Source organism: Pseudomonas sp. JV245A, assembly GCF_032424515.1.
Taxonomy (GTDB): domain Bacteria; phylum Pseudomonadota; class Gammaproteobacteria; order Pseudomonadales; family Pseudomonadaceae; genus Aquipseudomonas; species Aquipseudomonas protegens.
The window spans coordinates 54,897-78,807 of record NZ_VYKE01000014.1; the positions used below are offsets into that span (position 1 = coordinate 54,897).

General features: G+C 60.8%; 27 protein-coding genes. 17 read left to right on the forward strand and 10 right to left on the reverse strand.

Annotation, left to right across the window (positions count from 1 at the left end; all coding sequences use genetic code 11):
* Positions 1–133: 133 nt before the first annotated feature.
* Complete coding sequence (locus F6S12_RS06585) at positions 134–2,869, forward strand: LuxR C-terminal-related transcriptional regulator (RefSeq protein WP_161466638.1); 2,736 nt, start codon at positions 134–136, stop codon at positions 2,867–2,869.
* Between the two features lie 24 nt (positions 2,870–2,893).
* Here F6S12_RS06585 and F6S12_RS06590 read toward each other — a convergent pair whose 3' ends face one another.
* The 3 genes from F6S12_RS06590 to F6S12_RS06600 form a co-directional block, all read right to left on the reverse strand.
* Positions 2,894–3,796: a LysR family transcriptional regulator gene (locus F6S12_RS06590; RefSeq protein ID WP_011063360.1), complete on the reverse strand. Its 903-nt coding sequence runs from the start codon at positions 3,794–3,796 to the stop codon at positions 2,894–2,896.
* 231 nt (positions 3,797–4,027) lie between these two features.
* Entirely contained in the window at positions 4,028–5,359 is a 1,332-nt protein-coding gene (locus F6S12_RS06595; protein ID WP_015636943.1) for a sensor histidine kinase, read from the reverse strand.
* The gene (locus F6S12_RS06600; protein ID WP_011063358.1) at positions 5,352–6,026 is read right to left on the reverse strand and encodes a response regulator transcription factor; all 675 of its coding nucleotides are present in this window, start codon (positions 6,024–6,026) and stop codon (positions 5,352–5,354) included. The genes F6S12_RS06595 and F6S12_RS06600 overlap by 8 nt, the downstream gene beginning before the upstream one ends.
* Before the next feature lie 139 nt (positions 6,027–6,165).
* Here F6S12_RS06600 and F6S12_RS06605 point away from each other — a divergent pair, with 139 nt between their 5' ends.
* The 5 genes from F6S12_RS06605 to F6S12_RS06625 all read left to right on the forward strand — a co-directional run bounded on the left by F6S12_RS06605 (position 6,166) and on the right by F6S12_RS06625 (position 8,822).
* A complete protein-coding gene (locus tag F6S12_RS06605) occupies positions 6,166–6,348 on the forward strand; it encodes a hypothetical protein (protein ID WP_011063357.1) in 183 nt (60 codons plus the stop codon).
* A complete protein-coding gene (locus F6S12_RS06610) occupies positions 6,329–6,583 on the forward strand; it encodes a hypothetical protein (protein WP_011063356.1) in 255 nt (84 codons plus the stop codon). The genes F6S12_RS06605 and F6S12_RS06610 overlap by 20 nt, the downstream gene beginning before the upstream one ends.
* Positions 6,584–6,748: 165 nt before the next feature.
* Positions 6,749–7,249, forward strand: coding sequence for a methylated-DNA--[protein]-cysteine S-methyltransferase (locus F6S12_RS06615; protein ID WP_011063355.1), 501 nt, complete (start codon positions 6,749–6,751; stop codon positions 7,247–7,249).
* A 58-nt stretch (positions 7,250–7,307) separates the two neighbouring features.
* A complete protein-coding gene (locus F6S12_RS06620; protein ID WP_015636939.1) occupies positions 7,308–7,952 on the forward strand; it encodes an MBL fold metallo-hydrolase in 645 nt (214 codons plus the stop codon).
* Positions 7,953–8,063: 111 nt separating this feature from the next.
* Complete coding sequence (locus F6S12_RS06625; protein ID WP_011063337.1) at positions 8,064–8,822, forward strand: OmpA family lipoprotein; 759 nt, start codon at positions 8,064–8,066, stop codon at positions 8,820–8,822.
* Positions 8,823–8,899: 77 nt separating this feature from the next.
* Here F6S12_RS06625 and F6S12_RS06630 read toward each other — a convergent pair whose 3' ends face one another.
* On the reverse strand, positions 8,900–9,334 hold the full coding sequence (locus F6S12_RS06630; protein WP_011063336.1) for a YhcB family protein: 435 nt from the start codon (positions 9,332–9,334) through the stop codon (positions 8,900–8,902).
* 144 nt (positions 9,335–9,478) lie between these two features.
* Between F6S12_RS06630 and F6S12_RS06635 the strand changes: the two genes are divergently transcribed.
* The 3 genes from F6S12_RS06635 (at position 9,479) to zapE (ending at position 12,671) form a co-directional block, all read left to right on the forward strand.
* A complete protein-coding gene (locus tag F6S12_RS06635) occupies positions 9,479–10,108 on the forward strand; it encodes an alpha/beta hydrolase (protein WP_015636938.1) in 630 nt (209 codons plus the stop codon).
* Between the two features lie 24 nt (positions 10,109–10,132).
* Positions 10,133–11,488: a tryptophan--tRNA ligase gene (locus F6S12_RS06640; RefSeq protein ID WP_077934743.1), complete on the forward strand. Its 1,356-nt coding sequence runs from the start codon at positions 10,133–10,135 to the stop codon at positions 11,486–11,488.
* Positions 11,489–11,576: 88 nt separating this feature from the next.
* The gene (gene zapE / locus F6S12_RS06645) at positions 11,577–12,671 is read left to right on the forward strand and encodes a cell division protein ZapE (RefSeq protein WP_019093692.1); all 1,095 of its coding nucleotides are present in this window, start codon (positions 11,577–11,579) and stop codon (positions 12,669–12,671) included.
* A 42-nt stretch (positions 12,672–12,713) separates the two neighbouring features.
* Here the strand turns inward: zapE and F6S12_RS06650 are convergent, their stop codons facing one another.
* Positions 12,714–13,613, reverse strand: coding sequence for a GlxA family transcriptional regulator (locus F6S12_RS06650; RefSeq protein ID WP_169892244.1), 900 nt, complete (start codon positions 13,611–13,613; stop codon positions 12,714–12,716).
* A gap of 244 nt (positions 13,614–13,857) precedes the next feature.
* On the opposite strand from F6S12_RS06650, the gene F6S12_RS06655 reads away from it, so the two are divergent.
* Complete coding sequence (locus F6S12_RS06655; protein WP_011063331.1) at positions 13,858–14,994, forward strand: acyl-CoA dehydrogenase family protein; 1,137 nt, start codon at positions 13,858–13,860, stop codon at positions 14,992–14,994.
* A 79-nt stretch (positions 14,995–15,073) separates the two neighbouring features.
* Here the strand turns inward: F6S12_RS06655 and F6S12_RS06660 are convergent, their stop codons facing one another.
* The gene (locus tag F6S12_RS06660) at positions 15,074–16,114 is read right to left on the reverse strand and encodes an NADP(H)-dependent aldo-keto reductase (RefSeq protein WP_053153710.1); all 1,041 of its coding nucleotides are present in this window, start codon (positions 16,112–16,114) and stop codon (positions 15,074–15,076) included.
* A gap of 247 nt (positions 16,115–16,361) precedes the next feature.
* On the opposite strand from F6S12_RS06660, the gene rplM reads away from it, so the two are divergent.
* The 7 genes from rplM to F6S12_RS06695 all read left to right on the forward strand — a co-directional run bounded on the left by rplM (position 16,362) and on the right by F6S12_RS06695 (position 21,237).
* Positions 16,362–16,790, forward strand: coding sequence for a 50S ribosomal protein L13 (rplM, locus tag F6S12_RS06665; protein ID WP_007928449.1), 429 nt, complete (start codon positions 16,362–16,364; stop codon positions 16,788–16,790).
* Positions 16,791–16,804: 14 nt separating this feature from the next.
* Positions 16,805–17,197 (forward strand): 30S ribosomal protein S9, encoded by a 393-nt coding sequence (rpsI, locus tag F6S12_RS06670; protein WP_003228056.1) that lies wholly within the window; start codon positions 16,805–16,807, stop codon positions 17,195–17,197.
* A gap of 253 nt (positions 17,198–17,450) precedes the next feature.
* Complete coding sequence (gene petA, locus F6S12_RS06675; protein WP_011063329.1) at positions 17,451–18,044, forward strand: ubiquinol-cytochrome c reductase iron-sulfur subunit; 594 nt, start codon at positions 17,451–17,453, stop codon at positions 18,042–18,044.
* Positions 18,044–19,255: a cytochrome b gene (locus tag F6S12_RS06680; RefSeq protein WP_011063328.1), complete on the forward strand. Its 1,212-nt coding sequence runs from the start codon at positions 18,044–18,046 to the stop codon at positions 19,253–19,255. Before petA ends, F6S12_RS06680 begins: the two co-directional genes overlap by 1 nt.
* Positions 19,255–20,037 (forward strand): cytochrome c1, encoded by a 783-nt coding sequence (locus F6S12_RS06685; protein WP_161466637.1) that lies wholly within the window; start codon positions 19,255–19,257, stop codon positions 20,035–20,037. The genes F6S12_RS06680 and F6S12_RS06685 overlap by 1 nt, the downstream gene beginning before the upstream one ends.
* A gap of 152 nt (positions 20,038–20,189) precedes the next feature.
* Complete coding sequence (locus tag F6S12_RS06690) at positions 20,190–20,807, forward strand: glutathione S-transferase N-terminal domain-containing protein (protein WP_011063326.1); 618 nt, start codon at positions 20,190–20,192, stop codon at positions 20,805–20,807.
* Between the two features lie 16 nt (positions 20,808–20,823).
* Positions 20,824–21,237, forward strand: coding sequence for a ClpXP protease specificity-enhancing factor (locus F6S12_RS06695; RefSeq protein ID WP_011063325.1), 414 nt, complete (start codon positions 20,824–20,826; stop codon positions 21,235–21,237).
* Between the two features lie 51 nt (positions 21,238–21,288).
* On the opposite strand, the gene F6S12_RS06700 is transcribed toward F6S12_RS06695, so the two are convergent.
* The 4 genes from F6S12_RS06700 to F6S12_RS06715 all read right to left on the reverse strand — a co-directional run.
* On the reverse strand, positions 21,289–21,867 hold the full coding sequence (locus tag F6S12_RS06700; RefSeq protein WP_011063324.1) for a BON domain-containing protein: 579 nt from the start codon (positions 21,865–21,867) through the stop codon (positions 21,289–21,291).
* Positions 21,864–22,457, reverse strand: coding sequence for a phosphoheptose isomerase (locus F6S12_RS06705; RefSeq protein ID WP_015636934.1), 594 nt, complete (start codon positions 22,455–22,457; stop codon positions 21,864–21,866). The genes F6S12_RS06700 and F6S12_RS06705 overlap by 4 nt, the downstream gene beginning before the upstream one ends.
* A gap of 104 nt (positions 22,458–22,561) precedes the next feature.
* Entirely contained in the window at positions 22,562–22,933 is a 372-nt protein-coding gene (locus tag F6S12_RS06710) for a YraN family protein (protein ID WP_011063322.1), read from the reverse strand.
* The coding region (locus F6S12_RS06715; RefSeq protein ID WP_315868796.1) for a penicillin-binding protein activator at positions 22,933–23,911 on the reverse strand (979 nt) is incomplete at its 5' end. The genes F6S12_RS06710 and F6S12_RS06715, both read right to left, overlap by 1 nt.

The window sequence follows — 23,911 nt, forward strand, 5'->3', positions numbered from 1 at the left end:
TCAGAGTTATCTGACCAATTTGCTCATAGTCTTTTTCACCCGAATGGTCGCAAAAATCTTCAACAGGTGGCCTTTTACCGCTAGTCTGCGGACATCTGCTACGCCGACAACCGTACATCAATAAGAGTTGGCCATGACTGACCTGTCCCCCCTGCAACGGCCTGCCAGCGCGGTGATCCCCGCTCTGGAGGGACGTTTTTATCGACCCCCCCTGCCCGATGGATACGTGCAGCGGCCGCGTCTTTGCGAGCGTCTGAGCGCCGGGTTGAAGGGGCGATTGCTGCTGGTCTGTGCGCCTGCCGGGTTTGGCAAGAGCTCGCTGGCCGTGGAGTTTTGCCAGGGCCTGCCGGATAACTGGCAGAGCCTGTGGCTGGGGTTGAGCCGCCGGGACAGCGATCCCGGGCGCTTCCTCGAGCGCCTGTTGGCCGGTCTGCAGCAGTACTTTCCCCAATTGGGACGGCAGTCCCTGGGCCTGTTGAAAATGCGTCAGCGCCACCAGCCCTTCGCCTTTGAAGAGTGGCTGGACGGCCTGCTGGATGAGCTGGCGGTGCAATTGACCGGTGCCAGTCCGTTATTGCTGGTGCTGGACGACTATCACCTGGCCCAGGGGCCGGTCCTCGATCGTTGCCTGCAGTTTTTTCTCAATCACCTGCCCGATGGCTTGCTGGTGCTGGTCACCAGCCGCCAACGCCCGGACTGGCACCTGGCGCGGCTGCGGTTGTCCCGGCAACTGCTGGAGCTGCACGAGCAGGATTTGCGCCTGACCCACGACGAATCCCTGAGCCTGCTCGACCGGCACAGCAGTTCGCTGCGCGGCGAAGCCCTGGAAAACCTGATTCAGCGCAGCGAAGGCTGGGTGGCCGGGCTGCGTTTCTGGTTGCTGGCGGCATCCGAGGCGGGAGCCGGGGGCGCGCTACCCCAGGGCCTGCATGGCGGGGAAGGGCTGATCCGCGACTACCTGCTGGAAGAGGTCATCGACTGCCTGCCCGCCGAAGTGCAGTCATTCCTGTATGACACGGCGCCCCAGGAGCGGTTTTGCGCCGAGCTGTGCGATGCCCTGCGCGAAGCCCATGACAGCGCCGAGATCCTGGGTTTCCTCCAGGCCCACCAGGTATTCCTGGTGCCCCTGGATGAACACGGCCATTGGTATCGTTATCACCACCTGTTTTCCGACCTGCTGCGCACCCGGCCCACGGCCAATGCCCTGGTGCCAGCGGCCAGCCTGCACCTGCGCGCCTGCCGCTGGTTCAACGCCCAGGGGCTGCTCGACGAGGCGGTGGAGCAAGCGCTGCGCGCCGGGCACCTGGACGTGGCGGCCAACCTGGTGCAGAACCTGTCCGAAGAGCAACTGCTGGCGGAACAGAACGTCGGCATGCTGCTGCGCTGGAAGATGGACCTGCCCGACAGCCTGCTGATCAGCACGCCGCGGCTGATCGTGCTCTACAGCTGGGCCCTGGGCCTGGCCTGCCAGCTGGATGCGGCGGAGGAACTGGCCAATCACCTGAGTCGTTTCCTGCCGGCCCCTTCGGCCACGGCGCAGAAGTCGATGTTGGCGCAATGGCTGGCCCTGAGCGGAATCATCGCCCGTGGCCGCGGCCAGCGGGAAAACACCCTGGCCTATTGCAGCGAGGCCCTGGAAAGCCTGCCGCCCAAACGTTATGGGCAGCGCCTGATGTGCCTGTCGACCTTGTCCAACCTGGCCATTACCGATGCCGATCTGTGGCGGGCCCGCAGCCTCAATCGCGAATCCCTGGAGCTGGCGCAACGGGTCGGCAATCCGTTGTTCGAAGCCCTGGCCCACTACGACCGTGCCCGGGTCCTGCAGGCCCGCGGCGAAGTGCTGCGGGCGCAGGAGGAGGTACACCAGGGGCTGCGGCGCCTGCAGGGCCTGTCGGCCCAGCGGTTGTATGCGGTGCGGGCCCGGCTGACCCTGTATGACGGTTATCTGCTGACCCTGCGCGCCCAGCCCGAGGCCGGTCTGGTGCGCTTGCAGGCCGGTCTGGTGGAGGCCCGGGCCTGTCGCGATATCAGCGTGCTGATCGGTCACTGCGTGATCGCCAAGCAGGAAGGCCTGGGTGGCGAGTTCTCCCGAGCCTTCGCCGAGCTGGCGGAAGCCGAGCGCTTGATGCACATCTGGGACGTGCCACCGATCTATTACCTGGCAATGATCACCCTGGTGAAATGCGAGCTGTGGCTGGCCCAGGGGCGTACCGATCTGGCCGAAGCCTGGCTGGCCCGCCTGGGCCAGACCTACACCGGCGAACAGGCGGCGGCGCCACCGGAGTTCCACCCGCAACTGCCGTTGCACATTGAATTGCAGCAAGCCCAGCTTGAAAGCATCAAGGGCGACCTGAGCCGGGCGGAGCAGCGCTTGAATCGGTTGGTCGAGCATGGCCAGCAAAGCGGCCGGCAGTTGCTGAGCGTCATGGCCCTGACCCAGAAAGCCGCACTGTTGCTGGCGGCCGGTCGCGGTCCGCAGGCCCGCCAGGACCTGGCCCAGGCTCTGGAGGCCGGGGTTGGAGGCGCGGTGCAGCCGTTCATGGCATTGCTCCATGGCCATCCCGGCTGGATGCGTGAGCAGTTGCAGCAGGGCGTATCGACAGCCCTGACCCAGGCGTTGCTGGAGCGGTTGCCGGCAGCATCGCGTGAACCTCAGGAGATCGTGGCCCATAACGAGTCCTTGAGCTCCCGGGAGCTTTCAGTGTTGCAGTTGATCGCCCAGGGCTGCTCCAACCAGGAAATCAGCGAGCGCCTGTTCATCTCGTTGCATACGGTGAAGACCCATGCCAGCCATATCAACAGCAAGCTGGGGGTAGAGCGCCGGACCCAGGCCGTGGCCCGGGCCCAGGAGCTGGGGTTGCTGGGGTAGGCGCTGCGCCACTGGCTGCCGGGGCTAGCGGGCCAGGTGCTCCTTGCAGTAGTCGGCGAACAACCGCGCCGGCTTGGTCAGTTGGCCACGTTTGAGCCAGGCGGCCACCAGGCCTGAACCTGTGACGTCCTCGACAATGTCGACACACACCACCGGCTTGCCATCGTAGGAAAAAGGCGAGTGGGGGCGGGTGACCAGGATCGAGAAACCGAAGCCCTGGCCGACCATCCCGCGCACCATCTCGATGGACGGTGAGCTGAAGGCAATCTGCGGCGTCAGCCCCAATTCTTCGAACAGGCTGACGAAATAGGTGCGGCTCGGTTGCACGTCCAGCAGGATCATCGGCTCCAGGCACAGGTCGCGCAGCGATACCTGGGGCTGCTTGGCATAGCGATGGCCGGCCGGCAGCAAGGCGTAAGGCCGTTGCGGCGGCATCAGTGGCTCGGTTTCGATGGTGCCGTCCAGGTCATGCTCATAGAGGATCGCCAGATCGAACGCGCCACCGGTCAGGCCCTGTACCAGTTCCTGCTGTTCGCCATCACGGATGCGGATTTCCACCCCGGGATAGAGCGCGCTGAAGCCGGCGATCAGCTGTGGCAGGTACAGCGGTGCCACGGTTTCGAAGCAGCCGATGTCGATCTGTCCGGCGACCACGTCGTTGTCTGCCAGGGCGTTCTGCTCGAACTCCTTGGCCATGCGCAGCAGCTCCTGGGCCTTGCGGTAGAAACGTGCCCCGCTGGGGGTCAGGGAGACGCCGAGGGCATGGTGACGAATCAGCAATTGCACGCCGAAGCTGTCCTCCAGGCCCTTGATGGCGGTGGAGATCGACGGCTGGGCAATGTACAGCTTGCGTGATGCCTCGGCGACGCTGCCGCACTCGACGGTGGTGATGAAGTACTTCAGTTGACGCAGATTGTAGGCAGCCACAGCGAACCTCGTTCTTTGCCCGGGCACGGGGGAAGGGCGGCCGGGTCAGGGTGACCCGGGACTTGCATGCATCACCGCGCATGCAGTGCGCTTGATGCAAGCAAGTTACGCACCGGCAAGGCTCCCCCGGCGTGTTTTTTGTCCCGCAACAATACTCACAAGTGCCGGGAGGGAGGGCATGACCAAGGCAGTTTTTTCATCGCTTGCGAGCACATTTTTCCTCGCTTGGCTTCAGGCACTCTCCTCGCCGGGGTCGGCGGGCGGGGCTTCTTCGGTCGGGGTGGCGTCGAAGTCCAGGGTGACGCTGAAGCGTTGCTCCTCCACCAGCACGTCGATGCGCCAGCCCAGGCGGGCACACAACTGGCGCATCAGTTCCAGGCCCAGGCCGTAGCCGTAGTCGCTGGAAGGCTCGATCTGCTTGGCTTCGCGGATGCGGTTGAGAATGCGCAGGCGCGGGTAGTCGAAGTGGATCTCGATGGTGCCGTCATCGGCATATTGCAGGGCGTTGCGCAGGAAATTGCCGACCACGATTCGGCAGGCGGTCAGGGGCAGGCGGCAGGGCGTGGTGCTGATGTCCAGGGTCAGTTCGATATCCCGTGTACCGATCAGGTAGTGCTGCTCCTGGATCAGCTCGTTGACCAGCCCGCTCATGTCGATGGGCTCCTCGGGCAGGGCTTCGGGCAGCTCGCGGCTCATCCACAGCAAGGTCTCGGCGATGCGCTGCATGTTCAGCACCGAGCGTTCGATACGTTGCAGGGGCGGCGGCAGGGCGCCGCCGGATTGCAGGGTCAGCAGCTCGATATTGGCCTTGAGCACTGCCAGCGGGGTACGCAGTTCATGGCTGGTGTAGCGCAGCAGCCGGCCTTCACGCAGGCTGGCAGCCTGGACCTGTTGGATGCTCTGGGCCAGGGCGTCGGCGAGCATATTGAATTCCTTGAAACTGAAATTGGGCCGTTCGCCGGCCACCGTGTCGGGGTCCTTGAGGGTACTGGACCACTGGGACAGGCGGCCCAGGGGCCGCACCAGCCACCAGACCAGCAGCGCAATGATGATCAGCGCCGGTATGAACACCGCCAGGCTGATGAAAATCACCCCGTGCAGTTCACGGTCCAGGTAGGCGTCGGACAGTGGCGTCTCGACTTCGCCGCCTTCTTCCTGGTCATGGTCGACGTCGTACATGTACAGGGTCTTGCCGTCCGCCAGGGGTTGGGCAAGGATCGCCCGGCCTTCATCGTCGTCATCGGAATCCAGGTCGCCAAAGACCTGGACTGCACCGAAGGACAGGCTCGGGGGCGTGTCCAGCAATTGGCGGACCTTCTCGGGCAGCGCCTCCTTGCCGATGACGCTGGTATAGAAATAGTTGTGCGGCGGCGGGGTCGTGGGGTCCTTGTTGTAGTGCCTGGCGAAGTACTGGGCTTCTTCCTCCATCATCGCGCTGGCGGTGTAGAGCAGGCCGCGGACGCTGTATTCCGGCAGCAGCAGACTGTAGATCAGCAGTACCACGGCAATCAGCAGCAGGAAGCTGCCGCTGATCACCCATTTCAAACTCAGGCCGTTACGCATGTGACCTCAGCTGTATGCCAATACCGGGAAGGGTGTGGATCAGGGGCTGGTCGAAGGACTTGTCCACAGTCTTGCGCAGCCGGTGCATATGCACCTTGAGGGTGTTGCTGTCGGGCGGCTCGTCGCCCCAGATCGTCGCCTCCAGGCGTTCCCGGGTGACAGGCTCGGGGCTGGCGCGCATCAGGCATTCCAGCAGGGTCCAGCAGATGGGCGACAGGTGCAGCTCCTGGCCGGCGCGGCTGACCTTGCGGGTGGTCAGCTCCATTACCAGGTCGGCCACCTGCAGGCGGCTGGCCTGGCCGCTGCGGCGCAGGCTCAGGGCACGGATCCTGGCCACCAGCTCGGCCAGTTCGAAGGGCTTGACCAGATAATCGTCGGCACCGGCGGCAAAGCTGGCGAGCTTGTCCGACAGGGCATCCAGCGAGGTGAGCATGAGGATGGGGGTCTGGCTGCCGTTCTGGCGCAGTTGTTCGCACAGCTGCTGGCCGTCCAGCCGCGGCAGCATGATGTCGAGGAGGATCACGTCGTAATGCTGGCTCAGGGCCAGGTTAAGGCCGGTCTGGCCGTTGCTGGCGTGGTCGCAGACGATGCCGCCGATTTCCAGGTATTCGATGACGGTATTGGCCAGGTCAAGGTTGTCCTCGACCAGCAGCAGGTGAATATGCACGGAAACGTCCCCTTGGACCCTTGGCACTCGATGGCCCGAAGGATAGCGGAAGCCGAGGCTTTTCCATTGATGTTTACCCGCTGTTAACCCGGCGCTCTCTAAGCTCAGGCTCTTCTTAACTGCAGAGCGCGGCACAGCCATGAACCTGTCTTCAGTGCTCAAAGGCATCCTGCTGGTGTTGATTCTTCTCGGCCTGATGGCTTGCGTCCTGCCGTCCGGGGCACCCATGGTGCGCCTTGGGGACGGCGGCCCCTTGAGCTTGTTCCTGCTGGGGCATGACCTGCAACGGGCGGAGGCCGAGCATGTCGCGGGTATCGTCTGACGATAGCGGCGCCGGCTACACCGACCAGTTGGTGCTGTGTCTGATGCTGATCCTGTGTGTATCCATTTCCCTGGGTGCCTATATCGTGCGCTTCAACGCCCAGATCGACCGCCAGCGCGAGCTGTCGCCGGTGCACTTGCTGGAGTGTGGTCAGGGGCGGGGGGCCTTTATCGTCGACCCCCATGGCCGGCTTAGCAGCAGCGACAATTGCTACCTGGTGGACGAAGACGACTAGCCTCGCCGCCTGGCAGCGCCCAGAATGATCCGCCTTCGAGTTCCAGCGCAAGAAACGAGGTTCTTGCGCTGAAATCTCGTTCTACAGTGCAGGCGTACTGAGATGAAGGCGGCGAACCCCAGGGTTGCCGACCTGATTTCCCTGGCGGATTGAAGGAGAACTGCGATGTCCTGCGTATTCAAGAAAATGGCGTCCCCGGTTGGCCAACTGACCCTGGTCGCCCGGGGAGCGAAGCTGGCGGCGATTCTGTGGGAGCACGAGCGGCAGAACCGGGTGCGCCTGGGCCCACTGCAGGAAGCCGCGGAGCATCCGCTGTTGCTGGAGACCGAGCGCCAGTTGCGCGAATACTTTGCCGGTACCCGCGAGCGTTTCGAGCTTGAGCTGGACTTTGTCGGCACCGAGTTCCAGCGCCAGGTCTGGCAAGCCCTGCTGACCATTCCTTTCGGCGAGACCCGCAGTTACAGCCAGATCGCCCGACAGATCGGCAATCCCACTGCAGTGCGTGCGGTAGGGGCGGCCAATGGGCGTAATCCGATCTCGATCGTCGCCCCCTGCCACCGGGTGATCGGCGCCTCGGGCAGTCTCACCGGTTTCGCCGGCGGTCTTGAGGCCAAGCAGTTCCTGTTGGCACTGGAAGGCGAGGAGACGTTGCAACTGGCGTTCTGAGTAAGCAGTGGCGGCGAGCTGTGACAGAATGGCCCATCGATTTTTCTGGAGCCTTCCCATGGACGCCGCCAAGCCCAGCCTCATCCGCGAAACCTTCCCCGTCGGCCCGCTGCAGTGCAACTGCACCATCATTGGCGACCCGCTGACCAAGAAAGCCATAGTCGTCGATCCGGGCGGCAACCCCGACCTGATCATGGCGCGCCTGGACGCACTGGGCCTGAAGGTGGTGAGCATCATCCATACCCATGCCCATCTGGATCACTTCCTGGCCTCCGGGCAGATGAAGGAAAAGACCGGCGCCACCCTGCACTTGCACAAGGACGACCAGTTTCTCTGGGACAACCTTGAGATGCAGTGCAGCATGTTCGGCGTGCCCTACACCCCTGTGCCGTCCCCGGATCGCTGGTTGGGTGATGACGAAGAGCTGGCCTGCGGTTGCGGTGTGGCCTTGCACACTCCAGGGCATACCCCAGGTTCCATGAGCTTTTGGTTTTCCGAGGCTAAGCTTCTGATTGCCGGCGACACGCTGTTCAAGCGCGGGGTCGGGCGCACGGATTTGTGGGGTGGCGACCAGGCCACGCTGGTGCGTTCGATCAAGCAGCGTCTCTATACCCTCGACGAAGACGCCACAGTGGTTGCCGGGCACGGCCCAGACACCCGGCTGGGAGATGAGATGCGTCAGAACCCGTTCGTGCGAGCCTGACTATTTGCCCGTCGGTTCACGGAATTTTTGCCGTTCTGCGTGTTCCAACGCCGGCAAAGGTCTATTGCCAACGTCCGCTGCACCACAGAATGCAAAATGTAGGAGCTTTCCATGTTCACCTCACGTCGTTTGATTGTTGTCGCTACTGCTGTGGCCTTGTTGTCCGGCTGCGCTTCGCCTAACCCCTATGACAACCAGGGGCAGGCCGACGGCGGCTCGTCTGGCATGAGTAAAACCGCCAAGTACGGTGGGCTGGGAGCCTTGGCCGGTGCGTTGGCTGGTGCTGCCATCGACCACAACAACCGTGGCAAGGGGGCCCTGATCGGTGCTGCAGTGGTCGGTGCTTCCGCGGCAGGTTATGGCTACTACGCTGACCAGCAGGAGAAAAAACTGCGCGCCAGCATGGCTAACACCGGGGTCGAAGTGCAGCGCCAGGGCGATCAGATCAAGCTGATCATGCCGGGCAATATCACCTTCGCCACTGACTCGGCGAATATCGCGCCCAGCTTCTACCAGCCCCTGAACAACCTGGCCAACTCCCTGCGTGAGTTCAACCAGAACCAGATCGAGATCGTCGGCTACACCGACAGCACTGGCAGCCGTCAGCACAACATGGATCTGTCCCAGCGTCGCGCCCAGAGCGTAGCGACCTACCTGACGTCCCAGGGGGTCAGCGGTTCCAACCTGTCCGCTCGTGGCGCCGGTCCGGACAACCCGATCGCCAGCAACGCCGATGTCAACGGCCGTGCGCAGAACCGTCGGGTCGAGGTCAACCTCAAGGCGATTCCGGGCCAGCAATACCAGCAACCGAACCAGCAGTACCAGCAGCCCTATCAGCAGCAAGGTCAGCAATACCAGCAGTATCCCTGACCGGATTGGCTGAACCCCAGGCATAAAAAAGCCCGCCCGATACAGATCGGGCGGGCTTTTTTAATGGCTGAGGCGTATTACTTCTTCAGGCCATATTGCTCGTCGAGCATGCCTGGGGCATTCGGCGTCTTCGGCGCGTAGTCCCGTGGTGGTTCCTGGTCCCGTGGAGGGGTCAGGCGCTCACGTGGAGCCTGCACCGACTCCGAGTGCAAGGCGGCCAGCAGGCGCTGGCGGGTCAGTTCGTCCAAGGCCAGGCGATTGGCGCCCTCGGCGAGGTGATCCTGCACTTCCTGGTAACTCTGGGTCAGTTTCTTGACCAGGGTCGCGGTGCTGTTGAAGTGAGTGACCACTTCATTCTGATAATTGTCGAAACGTTCCTGAATATCATCCAACTGACGCTGCGTGCGGTTAGGCGCGGCATTGGGCAGCAGGCGAGCGACCAGGAATCCAATGGCGACACCCGCGACCAGGGCAAGAGTCGGCAACAACCAAACTAAGAGCGAGTGTTCCACGAGTCCTTCCTCTATAAACGGCTTTGCTTTACGTTAACGGCTCGAACCTGCGCTGTATACCGCGATTCACTCGCAATAGATTGGCACAGACCATTTGCTAGACGAGTCGACCCCCTTCGAGGTCACGGAGTTCCTTCCTTGCTTATGCGTGAAACCCCTGTAGTGATTGCCGGCCCGGTGGGCCAACTGGAAGCCCTGTATCTGCAGGTGCCCGATGCACGTGGGATGGCGCTGATCTGCCACCCCAATCCGGTGCAGGGCGGCACCATGCTCAATAAGGTGGTATCCACCCTGCAGCGCACTGCGCGGGATGCCGGCCTGACCACCCTGCGCTTCAACTACCGTGGCGTGGGCGCCAGTGAAGGCAGCCACGACATGGGCAGCGGTGAAGTCGACGATGCCCAGGCGGCAGCCCAGTGGTTGCAGGCCCAGCATCCGCAACTGCCCTTGACCCTGTTCGGGTTCTCCTTTGGCGGTTTTGTCGCGGCCAGCCTTGGCGGGCGTCTGGAAGGCCAGGGCACGCAGCTCAAGCACTTGTTCATGGTGGCGCCGGCAGTCACCCGCCTGCGTGATAGCGACCTGCTGCCGCAGAACTGCCCGTTGACCCTGATCCAGCCGGAAACCGATGAGGTCATCGACCCTCAGGCGGTCTACGACTGGTCCGACGCGCTTGTTCGCCCCCATGAGCTGCTGAAAGTGGCAGAATGCGGGCACTTTTTTCATGGCAAGCTCACCGATCTGAAAGATCTGGTGCTGCCGCGACTTTCGAATTGATAGCAGTCTGATAAGCGATTACCCATGACTACTCGTACGCGTATCCTCACCGGCATCACCACCACCGGCACCCCGCACCTGGGCAACTATGCCGGTGCGATCCGCCCGGCGATCGTCGCTAGCCGCGACAGCAATGCCGACTCCTTCTACTTTCTGGCCGACTACCACGCACTGATCAAGTGCGATGACCCGCTGCGTATCCAGCGTTCGCGCCAGGAAATCGCCGCCACCTGGTTGGCCGGTGGCCTGGATGTGGAACGCGTGACTTTCTATCGCCAGTCGGACATCCCGGAGATCCCCGAGCTGACCTGGCTGTTGACCTGCGTGGCGGCCAAGGGGCTGCTCAACCGTGCCCATGCCTATAAGGCTTCGGTGGACAAGAATGTCGAGGCCGGTGAAGACCCGGACGCCGGCATCACCATGGGCTTGTACAGCTACCCGGTACTGATGGCGGCGGACATCCTGATGTTCAACGCGCACAAGGTGCCGGTGGGCCGCGACCAGATCCAGCACGTGGAAATGGCCCGGGACATTGGCCAGCGTTTCAACCACCTGTTCGGCCAGGGCAAGGAGTTCTTCACCATGCCCGAGGCGCTGATCGAGGAAAGCGTTGCCACCTTGCCAGGCCTCGATGGCCGCAAGATGTCCAAGAGTTACGACAACACCATCCCGCTGTTCACCAGCGCCAAGGACATGAAGGACGCGATCTCGCGGATCGTCACCGACTCCAAGGCGCCAGGCGAGGCCAAGGATCCGGACAACTCTCATTTGTTCACCCTGTACCAGGCGTTCTCCACCCCTGCGCAAGCCGCCGAGTTCCGCAGCGAGCTGCTTCAGGGCCTGGGTTGGGGCGAAGCCAAGAACCGCCTGTTCCAATTGCTGGATGCCGAACTGGGCGAAGCCCGCGAGCGTTATCACCAACTGATCGCACGCCCTTCGGATCTGGAAGACATCTTGCGTGCCGGCGCCGTCAAGGCCCGTGCCGTGGCCACGCCGTTCCTCAACGAACTGCGCGAAGCCGTGGGCCTGCGCTCTTTCGCCGCCCAGGTACAGGTGGCAGCCACCTCCAAGAAAAAAGCCGCCAAGGCCGCGCGTTTCATCAGCTTTCGAGAGGATGACGGCAGCTTCCGTTTCCGTTTGCTGTCGGCCGATGGCGAGCAACTGCTGCTGTCGCGCAATTTCGCTGATGGCAAGGCTGCAGGTGCTGTCACCAAGCAACTGCAATCGGGCCAGGAGCTGGATCTGCGGACCGAGGGCAATGCATTCGGTATCTGGCTGGACGGCGCCTGTGTGGCGGATAGCCCGGACTTTGCCGATGCCAGCGCCCGTGACGCGGCTGTAGATGCACTGCGCATCGCTCTGACCCCGGCGCAGGACTAATCGGCATCTTCCCGACCAAGGGCTGATTGCCATTCCCCAGGGCCGTCGCTAAAGTGACGGCCCGTTTTTGTTGCCTTGCTAACGAATTATGACGCCCCTAGAACGATACCAAGCAGATCTGAAACGCCCGGATTTCTTTCATGATGCGGCACAGGAAACGGCTGTGCGTCATCTGCAGCGCCTGTATGACGATCTGATCGCGGCCGAGCAAAACAAGCCGGGCCTGCTCGGCAAGCTTTTTGGCAAGAAGGATCAGACGCCGGTCAAGGGTCTGTATTTCTGGGGCGGAGTGGGGCGCGGTAAGACCTATCTGGTGGACACCTTCTTCGAAGCCTTGCCGTTCAAGGAAAAGGTACGCACGCACTTTCACCGTTTCATGAAGCGCGTACACGAAGAAATGAAGACCCTGGGCGGTGAGAAGAACCCGTTGACCATCATCGCCAAGCGTTTCTCGCAAGAGGCGCGGGTGATCTGCTTCGACGAATTCTTCGTGTCTGACATTACTGACGCGATGATTCTTGGCACCCTCATGGAGGAGCTGTTCAAGAATGGCGTGACCCTGGTCGCCACCTCGAACATCGTCCCCGACGGCTTGTACAAGGATGGCTTGCAGCGCGCGCGCTTCCTGCCGGCGATTGCCCTGATCAAGCAGAACACCGAGATCGTCAACGTCGACAGCGGTGTCGACTACCGCCTGCGTCACCTGGAGCAGGCGGAGCTGTTCCACTATCCATTGAACGAAGAAGCACAGGAAAGCTTGCGCAAGAGCTTCCGGGCGTTGACGCCGGAGTGCACCCAGGCGGTGGAAAACGATGTGTTGATCATCGAGAACCGCGAGATCCGCGCATTGCGTACCTGCGATGATGTGGCCTGGTTCGACTTCCGGGAGCTGTGCGACGGCCCGCGCAGCCAGAACGACTACATCGAGCTGGGCAAGATCTTCCATGCCGTGTTGCTCAGTGGCGTGGAGCAGATGAGCGTCACCACCGACGACATCGCCCGGCGCTTTATCAACATGGTCGACGAGTTCTACGACCGCAACGTCAAGCTGATCATTTCCGCCGAGGTCGAACTCAAGGACCTCTACACCGGTGGCCGCCTGACGTTCGAGTTCCAGCGCACCCTTAGCCGTCTGCTGGAGATGCAGTCCCACGAGTTCCTGTCGCGGGCGCACAAGCCATAAGCATCGCCAGATGAAAAAGGGCCTGCATTGCAGGCCCTTTTTTTATGCCGCCTGTTGCTGGAACTGTTGGCGGTACTGGTTGGGTGAAAGTTCGGTGTGCTGGCGGAACAGTCGGGCGAAGAAACTGGCGTCGTCGTAGCCGACTTCGTAGCTGATGGTCTTGATGCTCTTGCGCGTTCCCGAGAGCAGGCCCTTGGCGGTTTCGATGCGCAGGCGCTGCAGGTAATGCAGGGGCTTGTCGCCGGTGGCGGTCTGGAAACGGCGCATGAAGTTGCGAATGCTCATGCCGTGCTCGCGGGCCACGTCCTCGAAGCGGAACTTGTCGGCGAAGTGCTCTTCGAGCCAGTGCTGGATCTGCAGGATGATCACGTCCTGATGCAGCTTCTGGCCGCCGAAGCCGATGCGCCCTGGGGCGTAGCTGCGCTGTACTTCATAGAGAATGTCCCGGGCCACGGCCTGGGCCACGTTGGCACCGCAGAAGCGTTCGATCAGGTAGATGTACAGGTCGCAGGCCGAGGTGGTACCGCCCGCGCAGTAGAGGTTGTCGGCGTCGGTCAGGTGCTTGTCCTGATTGAGCTGGACCTTGGGGAAGCGCTCATTGAAGGCGCTGAAGAAGCGCCAGTAGGTAGTGGCTTCCTTGCCATCGAGCAAGCCGGCTTCCGCCAGCCAGAACACCCCGGTGGCTTCGCCGCAGAGCACCGCGCCGCGAGCGTGCTGGGCGCGCAGCCAGGGCAAGATCTGCGGGTAACGCTGGCACAGGGTGTCGAAGTCGTCCCAGAACGCCGGGAGGATGATGATATCGGTGTCTTCCAGCGGGCCGTCCACCGGCATGATCACGTCGCTGAAACTGCATACGGGTTGACCGTCGGGGCTGACCAGGCGGGTTTCGAACGCCGGGGTCAGGCCTTGGCCCAGTTGTTTGCCGTAGCGCAGGCTGGCCAGATGGAAGAAATCCTTGGCTTGCATGAGGGTGGAAGCGAAAACCCGGTCGATAGCCAGGATGCTGACGCGCCGCAAGGGCGTGGAGGTTTGGTTAGACATAATTCAATTGTTCTTATAGGGGAAAGTGGTCACCAGACGGCTGGATCGTCTTATTTTTTGTCGGATGTGTCCAGTGTCCCGTGCAGGTGGCTAGCCTTAGGCTCTGGCAGCCAACCCATGATCAATAACCATCACAGGTGCCTGCATGATCCCTAGAACCTTGTTCAGCTCCGAGCACGAACTCTTCCGTGACAGCGTGCGTACATTCCTTGAGAAAGAGGCAGTGCCCTTCCATGGAGAATGGGAAAAACAGGGCTATATCGACCGTCAGTTGTGGAGCAAGGCGGGGGAGGCCGGAATGCTGTGTTCGCACATTCCCGAGGAGTACGGCGGCCTGGGGGCGGACTTTCTCTACAGCGCGGTGGTGATCGAGGAGATTGGCCGGCTGGGGCTGACGGGCATTGGTTTTTCCCTGCATTCGGACATTGTCGCGCCCTACATCCTGCATTACGGCAGTGAATCGCTGAAGCACAAGTACCTGCCCCGGCTGGTCTCGGGGGAAATGGTCACGGCCATTGCCATGACCGAGCCGGGGGCGGGCTCCGACCTGCAAGGGGTGAAGACCACGGCAGTGCTCGACGGCGACGAATACGTGATCAATGGTTCCAAGACCTTTATTACCAACGGCTACCTGGCGGACCTGGTGATAGTCGTGGCCAAGACCGATCCCAAGGCCGGAGCCAAGGGCACCAGCCTGTTTCTGGTTGAGGCCGATACTCCCGGGTTCTCCAAGGGCAAGCGCCTGGAGAAAGTGGGAATGAAGGCTCAGGACACCTCCGAGCTGTTCTTCCAGGATGTGCGAGTACCCAAGGAGAATCTGCTGGGGCAGGCTGGGGCAGGTTTTGCCTATTTGATGCAGGAGTTGCCCCAGGAGCGCCTGACCGTGGCCATTGGTGGCCTGGCCAGTGCCGAGGCGGCGTTGCAGTGGACCCTGGAATACACCCGCGAACGCAAAGCCTTTGGCAAGGCAATTGCCGATTTCCAGAACAGCCGTTTCAAGCTGGCGGAAATGGCCACGGAAATTCAGATCGGCCGGGTATTTGTCGATCGCTGCCTGGAGCTGCACTTGCAGGGCAAGCTCGATGTGCCGACGGCGGCCATGGCCAAGTACTGGGGGACTGACCTGCAGTGCAAGGTGCTTGATGAATGCGTGCAGTTGCACGGCGGCTACGGCTTCATGTGGGAGTACCCGGTGGCCCGGGCCTGGGCCGATGCCCGGGTGCAGCGCATTTATGCCGGGACCAACGAGATCATGAAGGAGATCATTGCCCGCTCACTATAGGGAGCGGGCCGCCGGCGAAGGGTGCGAAGCGGGTTATGCGACGTATCCATTCGCTGGCAAGCCAGCAACTGTGGGCCTATTAAGGCGCGGGGTTGGGGTGATCCTTGTGGATTGCCTCGATCCCGGCGAGGACCTCCTCCGACAACTTCAAGGCGGCGCTGGCGATGTTGCTGTCCAGCTGTTCCAGAGTGGTGGCGCCGATGATGTTGCTGGTCACGAACGGCTGTTGAGTGACGAAGGCCAGGGCCATTTGTGCCGGATCCAGGCCGTGCTCGCGGGCCAGCGCCACATAACGGCTGCAGGCTGCTTCCGACTGAGGGTTGAAGTAGCGGCTGAAGCGGCTGTAGAGGCTCAGCCGTGCCTTGGCTGGCCGCGCGCCGCCTTCGTACTTGCCGGACAGGTAGCCAAAGGCCAGGGGAGAGTAGGCCAGCAGGCCGCATTGTTCACGAATGGCAATTTCCGCCAGGCCTACTTCGAAGCTGCGGTTGAGCAGGTTGTAGGGGTTCTGGATCGAAACCGCCCGCGGCCAGCCACGGCTCTCGGCCAGGGCAAGGAACTTCATGGTGCCCCATGGCGTTTCGTTGGACAGACCGATATGGCGGATCTTGCCGGCCTTGACCTGCTCGTCCAGGGCTTCGAGGGTTTCTTCCAGCGGAGTGAAGTCTTCATCGGCCTGGTGCTTGTAGCCCAGTTGGCCGAAGAAGTTGGTGCTGCGCTCGGGCCAGTGCAGTTGGTACAGGTCGATCCAGTCGGTCTGCAGGCGCTTGAGGCTGGCATCCACGGCTTCGACTATATGCTTGCGGTTGTGCTTGAGCTGTTTGTCGCGAATGTAGTCGATGGTGTTGCCCGGACCTGCGATCTTGCTGGCCAGGACCCAGTCGGCGCGGTCGCCACGCTGCTTGAACCAGTTGCCGATATAGCGCTCGGTGGTGGCGTAGGTTTCGGCCTTTGGCGGCACCGGGTACATCTCGGCAGTGTCGATGAAGTTGATTCCGGCGTTCTTGGCCCGCTCGATCTGAGCGAAGGCTTCAGCCTCGGTGTTCTGCTCGCCCCAGGTCATGGTGCCCAGGCAAATTGCACTCACATTCAGATCGGTTCGGCCCAGCTGGCGGTAGTCCATCGGGTGCTCCCTTGGCAAAACAATCATAAAAGCAGGTTGAAATTTTTTTCGCAATCTGCATAATTCGGCAGCTCTTTCTGCAGTGGAAGTGATGCGCCGCCTGCCGAAGAATCTTGCCGTATATCAGACGCGCTGACCCGAGCCCCCGATAGCGTCTGTGTCCGGCTGCCTTTGACCTTGTCAAAGTAAGCACTATTCAGTAAGATCCGCCGTCTATTTTGCTGGGCGGCCCCTGAGGCTATAAAGAATGAAAACTTTTACTGCTAAACCGGAAACAGTAAAGCGCGACTGGTTCGTCGTCGACGCTGCTGGTCAGACCCTGGGTCGTCTGGCCACCGAAATCGCGAGCCGTCTGCGTGGCAAGCACAAGCCTGAGTACACTCCTCACGTTGACACCGGCGACTACATCGTCGTGATCAATGCCGAGCAGGTACGTGTTACTGGCGCTAAAACCACTGACAAAATGTACTACTCCCACTCCGGTTTCCCGGGCGGCATCAAGTCGATCAACTTCGAAAAGCTGATCGCCAAAGCCCCTGAGCGCGTGATCGAGACCGCGGTAAAAGGCATGCTGCCTAAGAACCCGCTGGGTCGCGACATGTACCGTAAGCTGAAAGTCTATGCGGGCGCTGCACACCCTCATACTGCTCAGCAGCCCCAAGAACTGAAGATTTAACGGAATAGTTCATTATGTCGGCGACTCAAAATTACGGCACTGGCCGTCGCAAGACTGCAACCGCACGCGTTTTCCTGCGTCCGGGCACTGGCAACATCTCGATCAACAACCGCTCCCTGGATAACTTCTTCGGTCGCGAAACTGCCCGCATGGTAGTTCGTCAACCGCTGGAGCTGACCGAGACCGTTGAGAAGTTCGATATCTACGTCACCGTTATCGGCGGCGGTGTAAGTGGTCAAGCTGGCGCAATCCGCCACGGTATCACTCGCGCTCTGATGGATTACGACGAAACTCTGCGCAGCGCGCTGCGTAAAGCTGGTTTCGTAACCCGTGACGCACGTGAAGTTGAACGTAAGAAAGTGGGTCTGCGTAAAGCGCGTAAGCGTCCGCAATACTCCAAGCGTTAATTCGCTACTGCGTTCAAAAACGCCCAGTCTCCTCGCGGAGCTGGGCGTTTTTTATTGTCTAGAATTTGCTCTGTGACAACTTGCCACATCCGCGGAGGCCCTATACTGCAAGGCTTCGGGCCGGCTCGGCTTGGTAATTACCTTGTCAGAATAGGGGCTTTTCATTACCATTCGGCAAAATTTTTATAAGTTCAGATTTTTACTTAGTAGATGCCTGATTTAACAGGCCACAAAGCTGATGGGAGAGGACTGAATGAGCAATGACGGCGTGAATGCAGGCCGGCGTCGCTTCCTAGTAGCAGCCACATCCGTGGTGGGTGCTGCTGGAGCGGTGGGGGCTGCGGTCCCGTTCGTGGGGTCATGGTTTCCCAGTGCCAAGGCGAAAGCCGCAGGTGCACCGGTGAAGGTGAATATCAGCAAGATCGACCCAGGTCAGCAGATGATTGCTGAATGGCGTGGTCAGCCGGTATTCATCGTCCGCCGTACCGAGGAAATCCTGGGGAATCTTAAAAAGATCGAGGGCCAGTTGTCTGACCCTGACTCCAAGAACTCAGTACAACCAACCTACGTCGACCCGGAAGTGCGTTCGATCAAGCCAGAGATTCTGCTGCTGATCGGTATCTGCACCCACCTGGGCTGTTCTCCGACCTTCCGTCCTGAAGTGGCGCCCGCGGATCTGGGCAAGGACTGGGTAGGTGGCTATTTCTGCCCTTGCCACGGTTCCCACTACGATCTGGCTGGTCGCGTCTACAAGTCGCAACCTGCGCCTTTGAACCTGCCAGTACCCCCGCATTCCTATGAGTCGGATGACATCATCGTCATTGGCGTCGACACGGAGAAAGCGTGATGAGCAAGTTCATGGATTGGGTTGATGCGCGCTTCCCCGCGACCAAGATGTGGGAAGACCATCTCAGCAAGTATTACGCTCCGAAGAACTTCAACTTCTTCTATTTCTTTGGCTCCCTGGCGCTGCTGGTTCTGGTCAACCAGATCGTAACCGGTGTCTGGCTGACCATGAGCTACACCCCTTCGGCGGAAGAGGCCTTCGCTTCCGTTGAATACATCATGCGCGACGTCGAGTACGGCGCGATTCTGCGTCTGCTCCACTCCACCGGCGCTTCGGCGTTCTTCATCGTGGTCTATCTGCACATGTTCCGTGGCCTGCTCTACGGTTCCTACCAGAAGCCCCGTGAGCTGGTGTGGCTGTTCGGCATGCTGATCTACCTGGCACTGATGGCCGAGGCCTTCATGGGCTACCTGCTGCCGTGGGGCCAGATGTCCTACTGGGGCGCCCAGGTGATCATCTCGCTGTTCGGTGCGATCCCAGTCATCGGCGACGACCTGACTCAGTGGATCCGCGGTGACTACCTGATTTCCGGTATCACCCTGAACCGCTTCTTCGCCTTGCACGTTGTTGCCCTGCCGATCGTGATCCTCGGTCTGGTGGTGCTGCACATCCTGGCACTGCACGAAGTGGGTTCGAACAACCCGGATGGCGTCGACATCAAGAAGAACAAGGATGAGAACGGCATCCCGCTGGATGGTATTCCTTTCCACCCTTACTACACCGTGAAGGATATCGTCGGCGTAGTGGTGTTCCTCTTCATCTTCTGCTCGATCGTGTTCTTCTTCCCGGAAATGGGTGGCTATTTCCTCGAGAAGCCGAACTTCGAACAGGCCAACCCGTTCAAGACGCCTGAGCACATTGCTCCGGTGTGGTACTTCACCCCGTTCTACGCGATCCTGCGTGCGGTGCCGGACAAGCTCATGGGCGTCATTGCCATGGGTGCTGCCATTGCCGTGCTGTTCGTGCTGCCTTGGCTCGACCGTAGCCCGGTCAAGTCCATGCGCTACAAAGGCTGGCTGAGCAAGATCTGGCTGCTGGTGTTCTGCATCTCGTTCGTGATCCTGGGTGTGCTGGGTGTATTGGCACCGACTCCGGGCCGTACGCTGCTGTCGCAGGTATGTACCTTCCTGTACTTCGCCTACTTCATTCTGATGCCGTTCTACACCAGGCTCGAGAAGACCAAACCGGTTCCGGAAAGGGTGACTGGCTGATGAAAAAGCTATTTGCTGTACTGATTCTTGCTGCTATGCCTGTATTGTCTTTCGCGGCCGAGCACGGCGGCCCTGAGTTGGAGAGGGTCGATATCGACCTGGCCGACAAAGCTGCCCTGCAAGACGGCGCGCGTACCTTTGCCAACTACTGCATGGGCTGCCACAGCGCCAAGTTCCAGCGTTATGAGCGGGTTGCCGACGATCTGGGTATCCCTCACGATCTGATGTTGAGCAAGCTGGTCTTCACCGGCGCCAAGATCGGTGACCACATGAACATCGGCATGCAGCCGGCAGATGCCAAGACCTGGTTTGGCGCTGCGCCACCGGATCTGACCCTGGTGGCCCGTGTGCGGGGTACCGACTGGCTCTATGGCTACCTCAAGTCCTTCTATGAGGACCCGGCGCGCCCTTGGGGTGTGAATAACAAGGTTTTCCCGAACGTGGGCATGCCTAACGTTCTGGTTGGCCTGCAGGGTCGCCAGGTGATCGGTTGCAAGCAGGTGCAGATCGTCGAAGACGGCAAGAAGCAATACGATCCGCTGACCGGCACGCCGCTGACTCATGAAGCCTGTGACCAGCTGACCATCAAGGAGAACACCGGGACTCTCAACGAGGCTCAGTTCGACGAGAAGGTCAAGAACCTGGTGACCTTCCTGGCTTACTCGGCCAACCCGGTCAAGCTGCAGCACCAGCGCATCGGTACCTACGTACTGCTGTACCTGGCCTTCTTCTTCGTGTTCGCCTATCTGCTCAAGCGCGAATACTGGAAGGATGTGCATTGATAGCGTTTTAAGCATCAGTTGTTGAACGTGCGCGCCCAAGGGCGTCTCTGAAACTGTAACAACCCTGTATCATTCGGGGGTTACCAGAGGCGCCCTGAGGGCGCGCTCGTTTTTTCTGCTTCCGATAATTTCAACAAGCGAGGAGGATCGCCATGGGCGTGACCAATCGGTTGGCCTGTTACTCCGACCCCGCCGACCACTATTCCCACCGGGTGCGCATTGTGCTCGCAGAGAAGGGTGTCAGCGCCGAGATCATCAGTGTGGAGGCGGGGCGTCAGCCGCCGAAGCTGATCGAAGTGAACCCTTATGGGAGCTTGCCAACGCTGGTCGACCGCGACCTGGCGTTGTGGGAGTCGACAGTGGTGATGGAGTACCTGGATGAGCGTTATCCGCATCCGCCACTGCTGCCGGTTTATCCTGTGGCGCGAGCCAACAGCCGTCTGCTGATACACCGGATCCAGCGTGACTGGTGCGGGCAAGTGGATCTGATTCTTGATCCGCGGACCAAGGAGGCTGCTCGAGTGCAGGCGCGCAAGGAATTGCGTGAAAGCCTGACGGGTGTTTCTCCTTTGTTTGCCGACAAGCCATTTTTCCTCAGTGAGGAACAAAGTCTGGTGGACTGCTGCCTACTGCCCATACTCTGGAGATTGCCGGTCCTGGGTATCGAACTGCCGCGGCAGGCCAAGCCGTTGCTTGATTATATGGAACGCCAATTTGCGCGTGAGGCTTTCCAGGCGAGTCTGTCTGGTGTCGAACGCGATATGCGCTGAGGCTTAAGGAGCCGCTATGAACTCCAGTCGACCTTATCTGGTCCGCGCGCTCTATGAGTGGATTGTGGACAACGATTGCACCCCGCACATGCTGGTCAATTCCGACTATCCGGCAGTGCAGGTGCCCCAGGGCTTTGCCAGTGATGGGCAGATCGTCCTGAACATTTCTCCCAGTGCCGTGCGTCATCTGCATATGGATAACGACGTAGTGACCTTCGAAGGGCGCTTCGGTGGTGTGCCGCACAGCCTGCATGTGCCGGTTGCGGCGATCCTGGGGATCTATGCCCGTGAGAATGGCCAGGGCATGGTCTTCGATCTGGAGTCGCCTCTGGATGAAGAGGATGATCTCGAGCCGGATGACGACCTGCCGCCACCGGACAGTGAGCCGCCGCGCCCCAGTGGCCGACCCAGCTTGAAAGTGGTCAAGTAATAAAAAAGGCGATCCATCCGGATCGCCTTTTTTGTATCTCGCGGTTGTGTGTCAGTCGATGTATTCGAACAGTTTGACGATCTTCTGCACACCGGACACGCCTTGAACCAGGTTGGTGGCCTGGGTGGCCTCCTGTTGGGTCAGCAAGCCCAGCAGGTAGACGATGCCGTTCTCGGTTACCACCTTGATTCGCGAGGCGGGCACGCTGGCGTCGGTGAGCATCTGGGTCTTGATCTTGGTGGTCAGCCAGCCATCGTTCTGGCGGGCCAGGAAGCCGGAAGGTGGCAGTACCTGTAGTTCGTTGTGCACCTTCTTGACGCGCTGCACTTCGCTGGCGGCCTGTTCGGCCATGGCCTTGAGGTCCGGGCGGGGTGTTTGTCCGGCCAGCAGGACGATGCCGTTGAAGCTGGTGACAACGATGTGCGAGTTGTTTTCCAGGTCTGGGCTGGCTTTGGCGACGTTGACGGCGACTTTGGTCTCGATCAGCGAGTCGTCGATCTTGCTGCCAAAGGTGCGGGTGCCGCGGTCATCATCGATGGGTTTGTCGCGGGTGGCGGTAATCACCGAGCTGCAACCAGTGATGCTCAGGCACAAGGTCAAGGCCAGGAGGCCAAGGCGATTAGGGGTCATTCTTCACTCCCGAACAATTGGCTGTCGATCAGATCGCAGAGGCAATGGATCGCCAGCAGGTGGACTTCTTGAATGCGTGCAGTGACGGTGGCCGGTACGCGGATCTCGACATCTTCAGGCAGCAGCAGGGAAGCCATGCCGCCGCCGTCACGACCGGTCAATGCTACGACAATCATTTCGCGATCATGTGCGGCCTGGATCGCTTGAATAATGTTTGCGGAGTTGCCGCTGGTGGAAATCGCCAGCAACACATCACCGGGCTGGCCCAGGGCGCGGATCTGCTTGGAGAAGACTTCGTTGTAGCTGTAGTCGTTGGCGATCGAGGTGATGGTAGAGCTGTCGGTAGTCAGGGCAATGGCCGGCAGGCTCGGGCGTTCGCGCTCGAAGCGGTTGAGCAGTTCGGAGGAGAAATGCTGGGCATCGCCGGCGGAGCCGCCGTTGCCGCAAGAGAGCATCTTGCCCTCGTTCAGCAGGGCGTTGACCATGACCTGGCTGGCTTGCTCGATGTGCGGTGCAAGTACGTCCATCGCCTGTTGCTTGGTGTCGATACTGGCCTGAAAAAGCTGGCGAATTCGGGATTGCATGTCCATCTGTGTGACCTTAAGTGGCGCGGCTTGGTGGCACGTAAATGTGCAGCCCGCAAAGCAAAGAGCAAAAAAGTTGAGTGAAAATGGGTGCGGCCTGAGGGCTTCTTTCAGCTGTCGAAGGCATTGCGTAGCCAGTTCAAGCGGGCTTCTGCACCCGAGGCGCCGTCAATGGCGACCACGTCGAAACGGCAAGGATGGCTGGACCAGCGTGATTCGCTTTGCAGGAAAAGCTGCGCGGCAAGGATCAGTTTTTGACGCTTGCGCCCATCGATACTGCCCAGTGCGCCACCCCATTGCGTGTGTTTTCTGTAGCGGACTTCGACGAATACTACTGTATCGCCGTCAAGCATGACCAGATCAAGCTCGCCGCGTTTACACAACCAGTTCTGCGCCAGCAGGCGCAGTCCGTGCTGTTGGAGATGCCGAAGCGCTTGGCTTTCGGCATCTCGTCCGCTGTGCTGGCTTGATCCTTGGAGCATTAGCGCAGCGTATCGGGCAGGCGGGTCACCTGGCCCCCGACGAACTTGGCCCATGGCAGCTGACGCTCGATGCGTTGCCCGGCAGCCATGCCCAGGCTGCCGGATTCACCTTCTATCCGGCTGTCTGGCAGGGCCTTGAGTTGGCCCAGGCGTGGCGCCAATCGATAGGCGTCGACGCCCATGGCATACAGGCGCCCTAGGCTGCCGCCGGCTTGCGGCCATTGTGCGGTGACCTGGCGGCGCAGCGGGCCGTTGGCATCCAGCAGCCATGGGGTTTCGCAGAACATCACACCGTTCATGTCGTTGTACTGGTTCTGGTCGCCGCTGGCGCTGAACACATTGGAGGTGGCGTAGACCGGTACATCACCAGCGTATTGGAAGTTCAAGGTCGGCTTGATTTGCTGCGCCTGTTGCGGAGTGGAGGCGAGGAAAATGAACTCGATATCCTGGCGACGTGATGGCTGTGCGGCTACCTGGGTGCCTACGGTGCTCTGCAGGCTCTTGGCGCGGCCTTCGCTCTGGCGCAACTGGAACAGGTCGGCAATCTGCTGTGCCAGGGCGACGGGCTGATCGACGCGTTCGATACCGATTACGCTACCACCGTTGGCTTCCCAATCCTGACGGAATGCCTTGAGCACGCGATCGCCCCATTCGCCTTTCGGAACCAGAGCGGCGGCGCGGTGCAGGCCATCGGCGCGGGCGCGACGGGAAACCTCGCGGGCTTCGTCTTCGGCTGCCAGGCCGAACTGGAACAACTGCGCCGGGCCTTGTTCGCCTTCGCTGTAGTTCAGGGCCAGGGTGGTGATCGGCAGCTGCGGGCGAGCGGCAAGTTGCTTGACCAGGGGCTTTTCCAGTGGGCCGACGACCAGTTGCACGCCAGCGGCCTGAGCCTTGCGGTAGAAGTCATCCAGCGAGCTTAGGCGCGAGCTGTCATAGAACTCGATGCTGGGTGGATTCTGTCCGGCTTGCTGAGCCTGG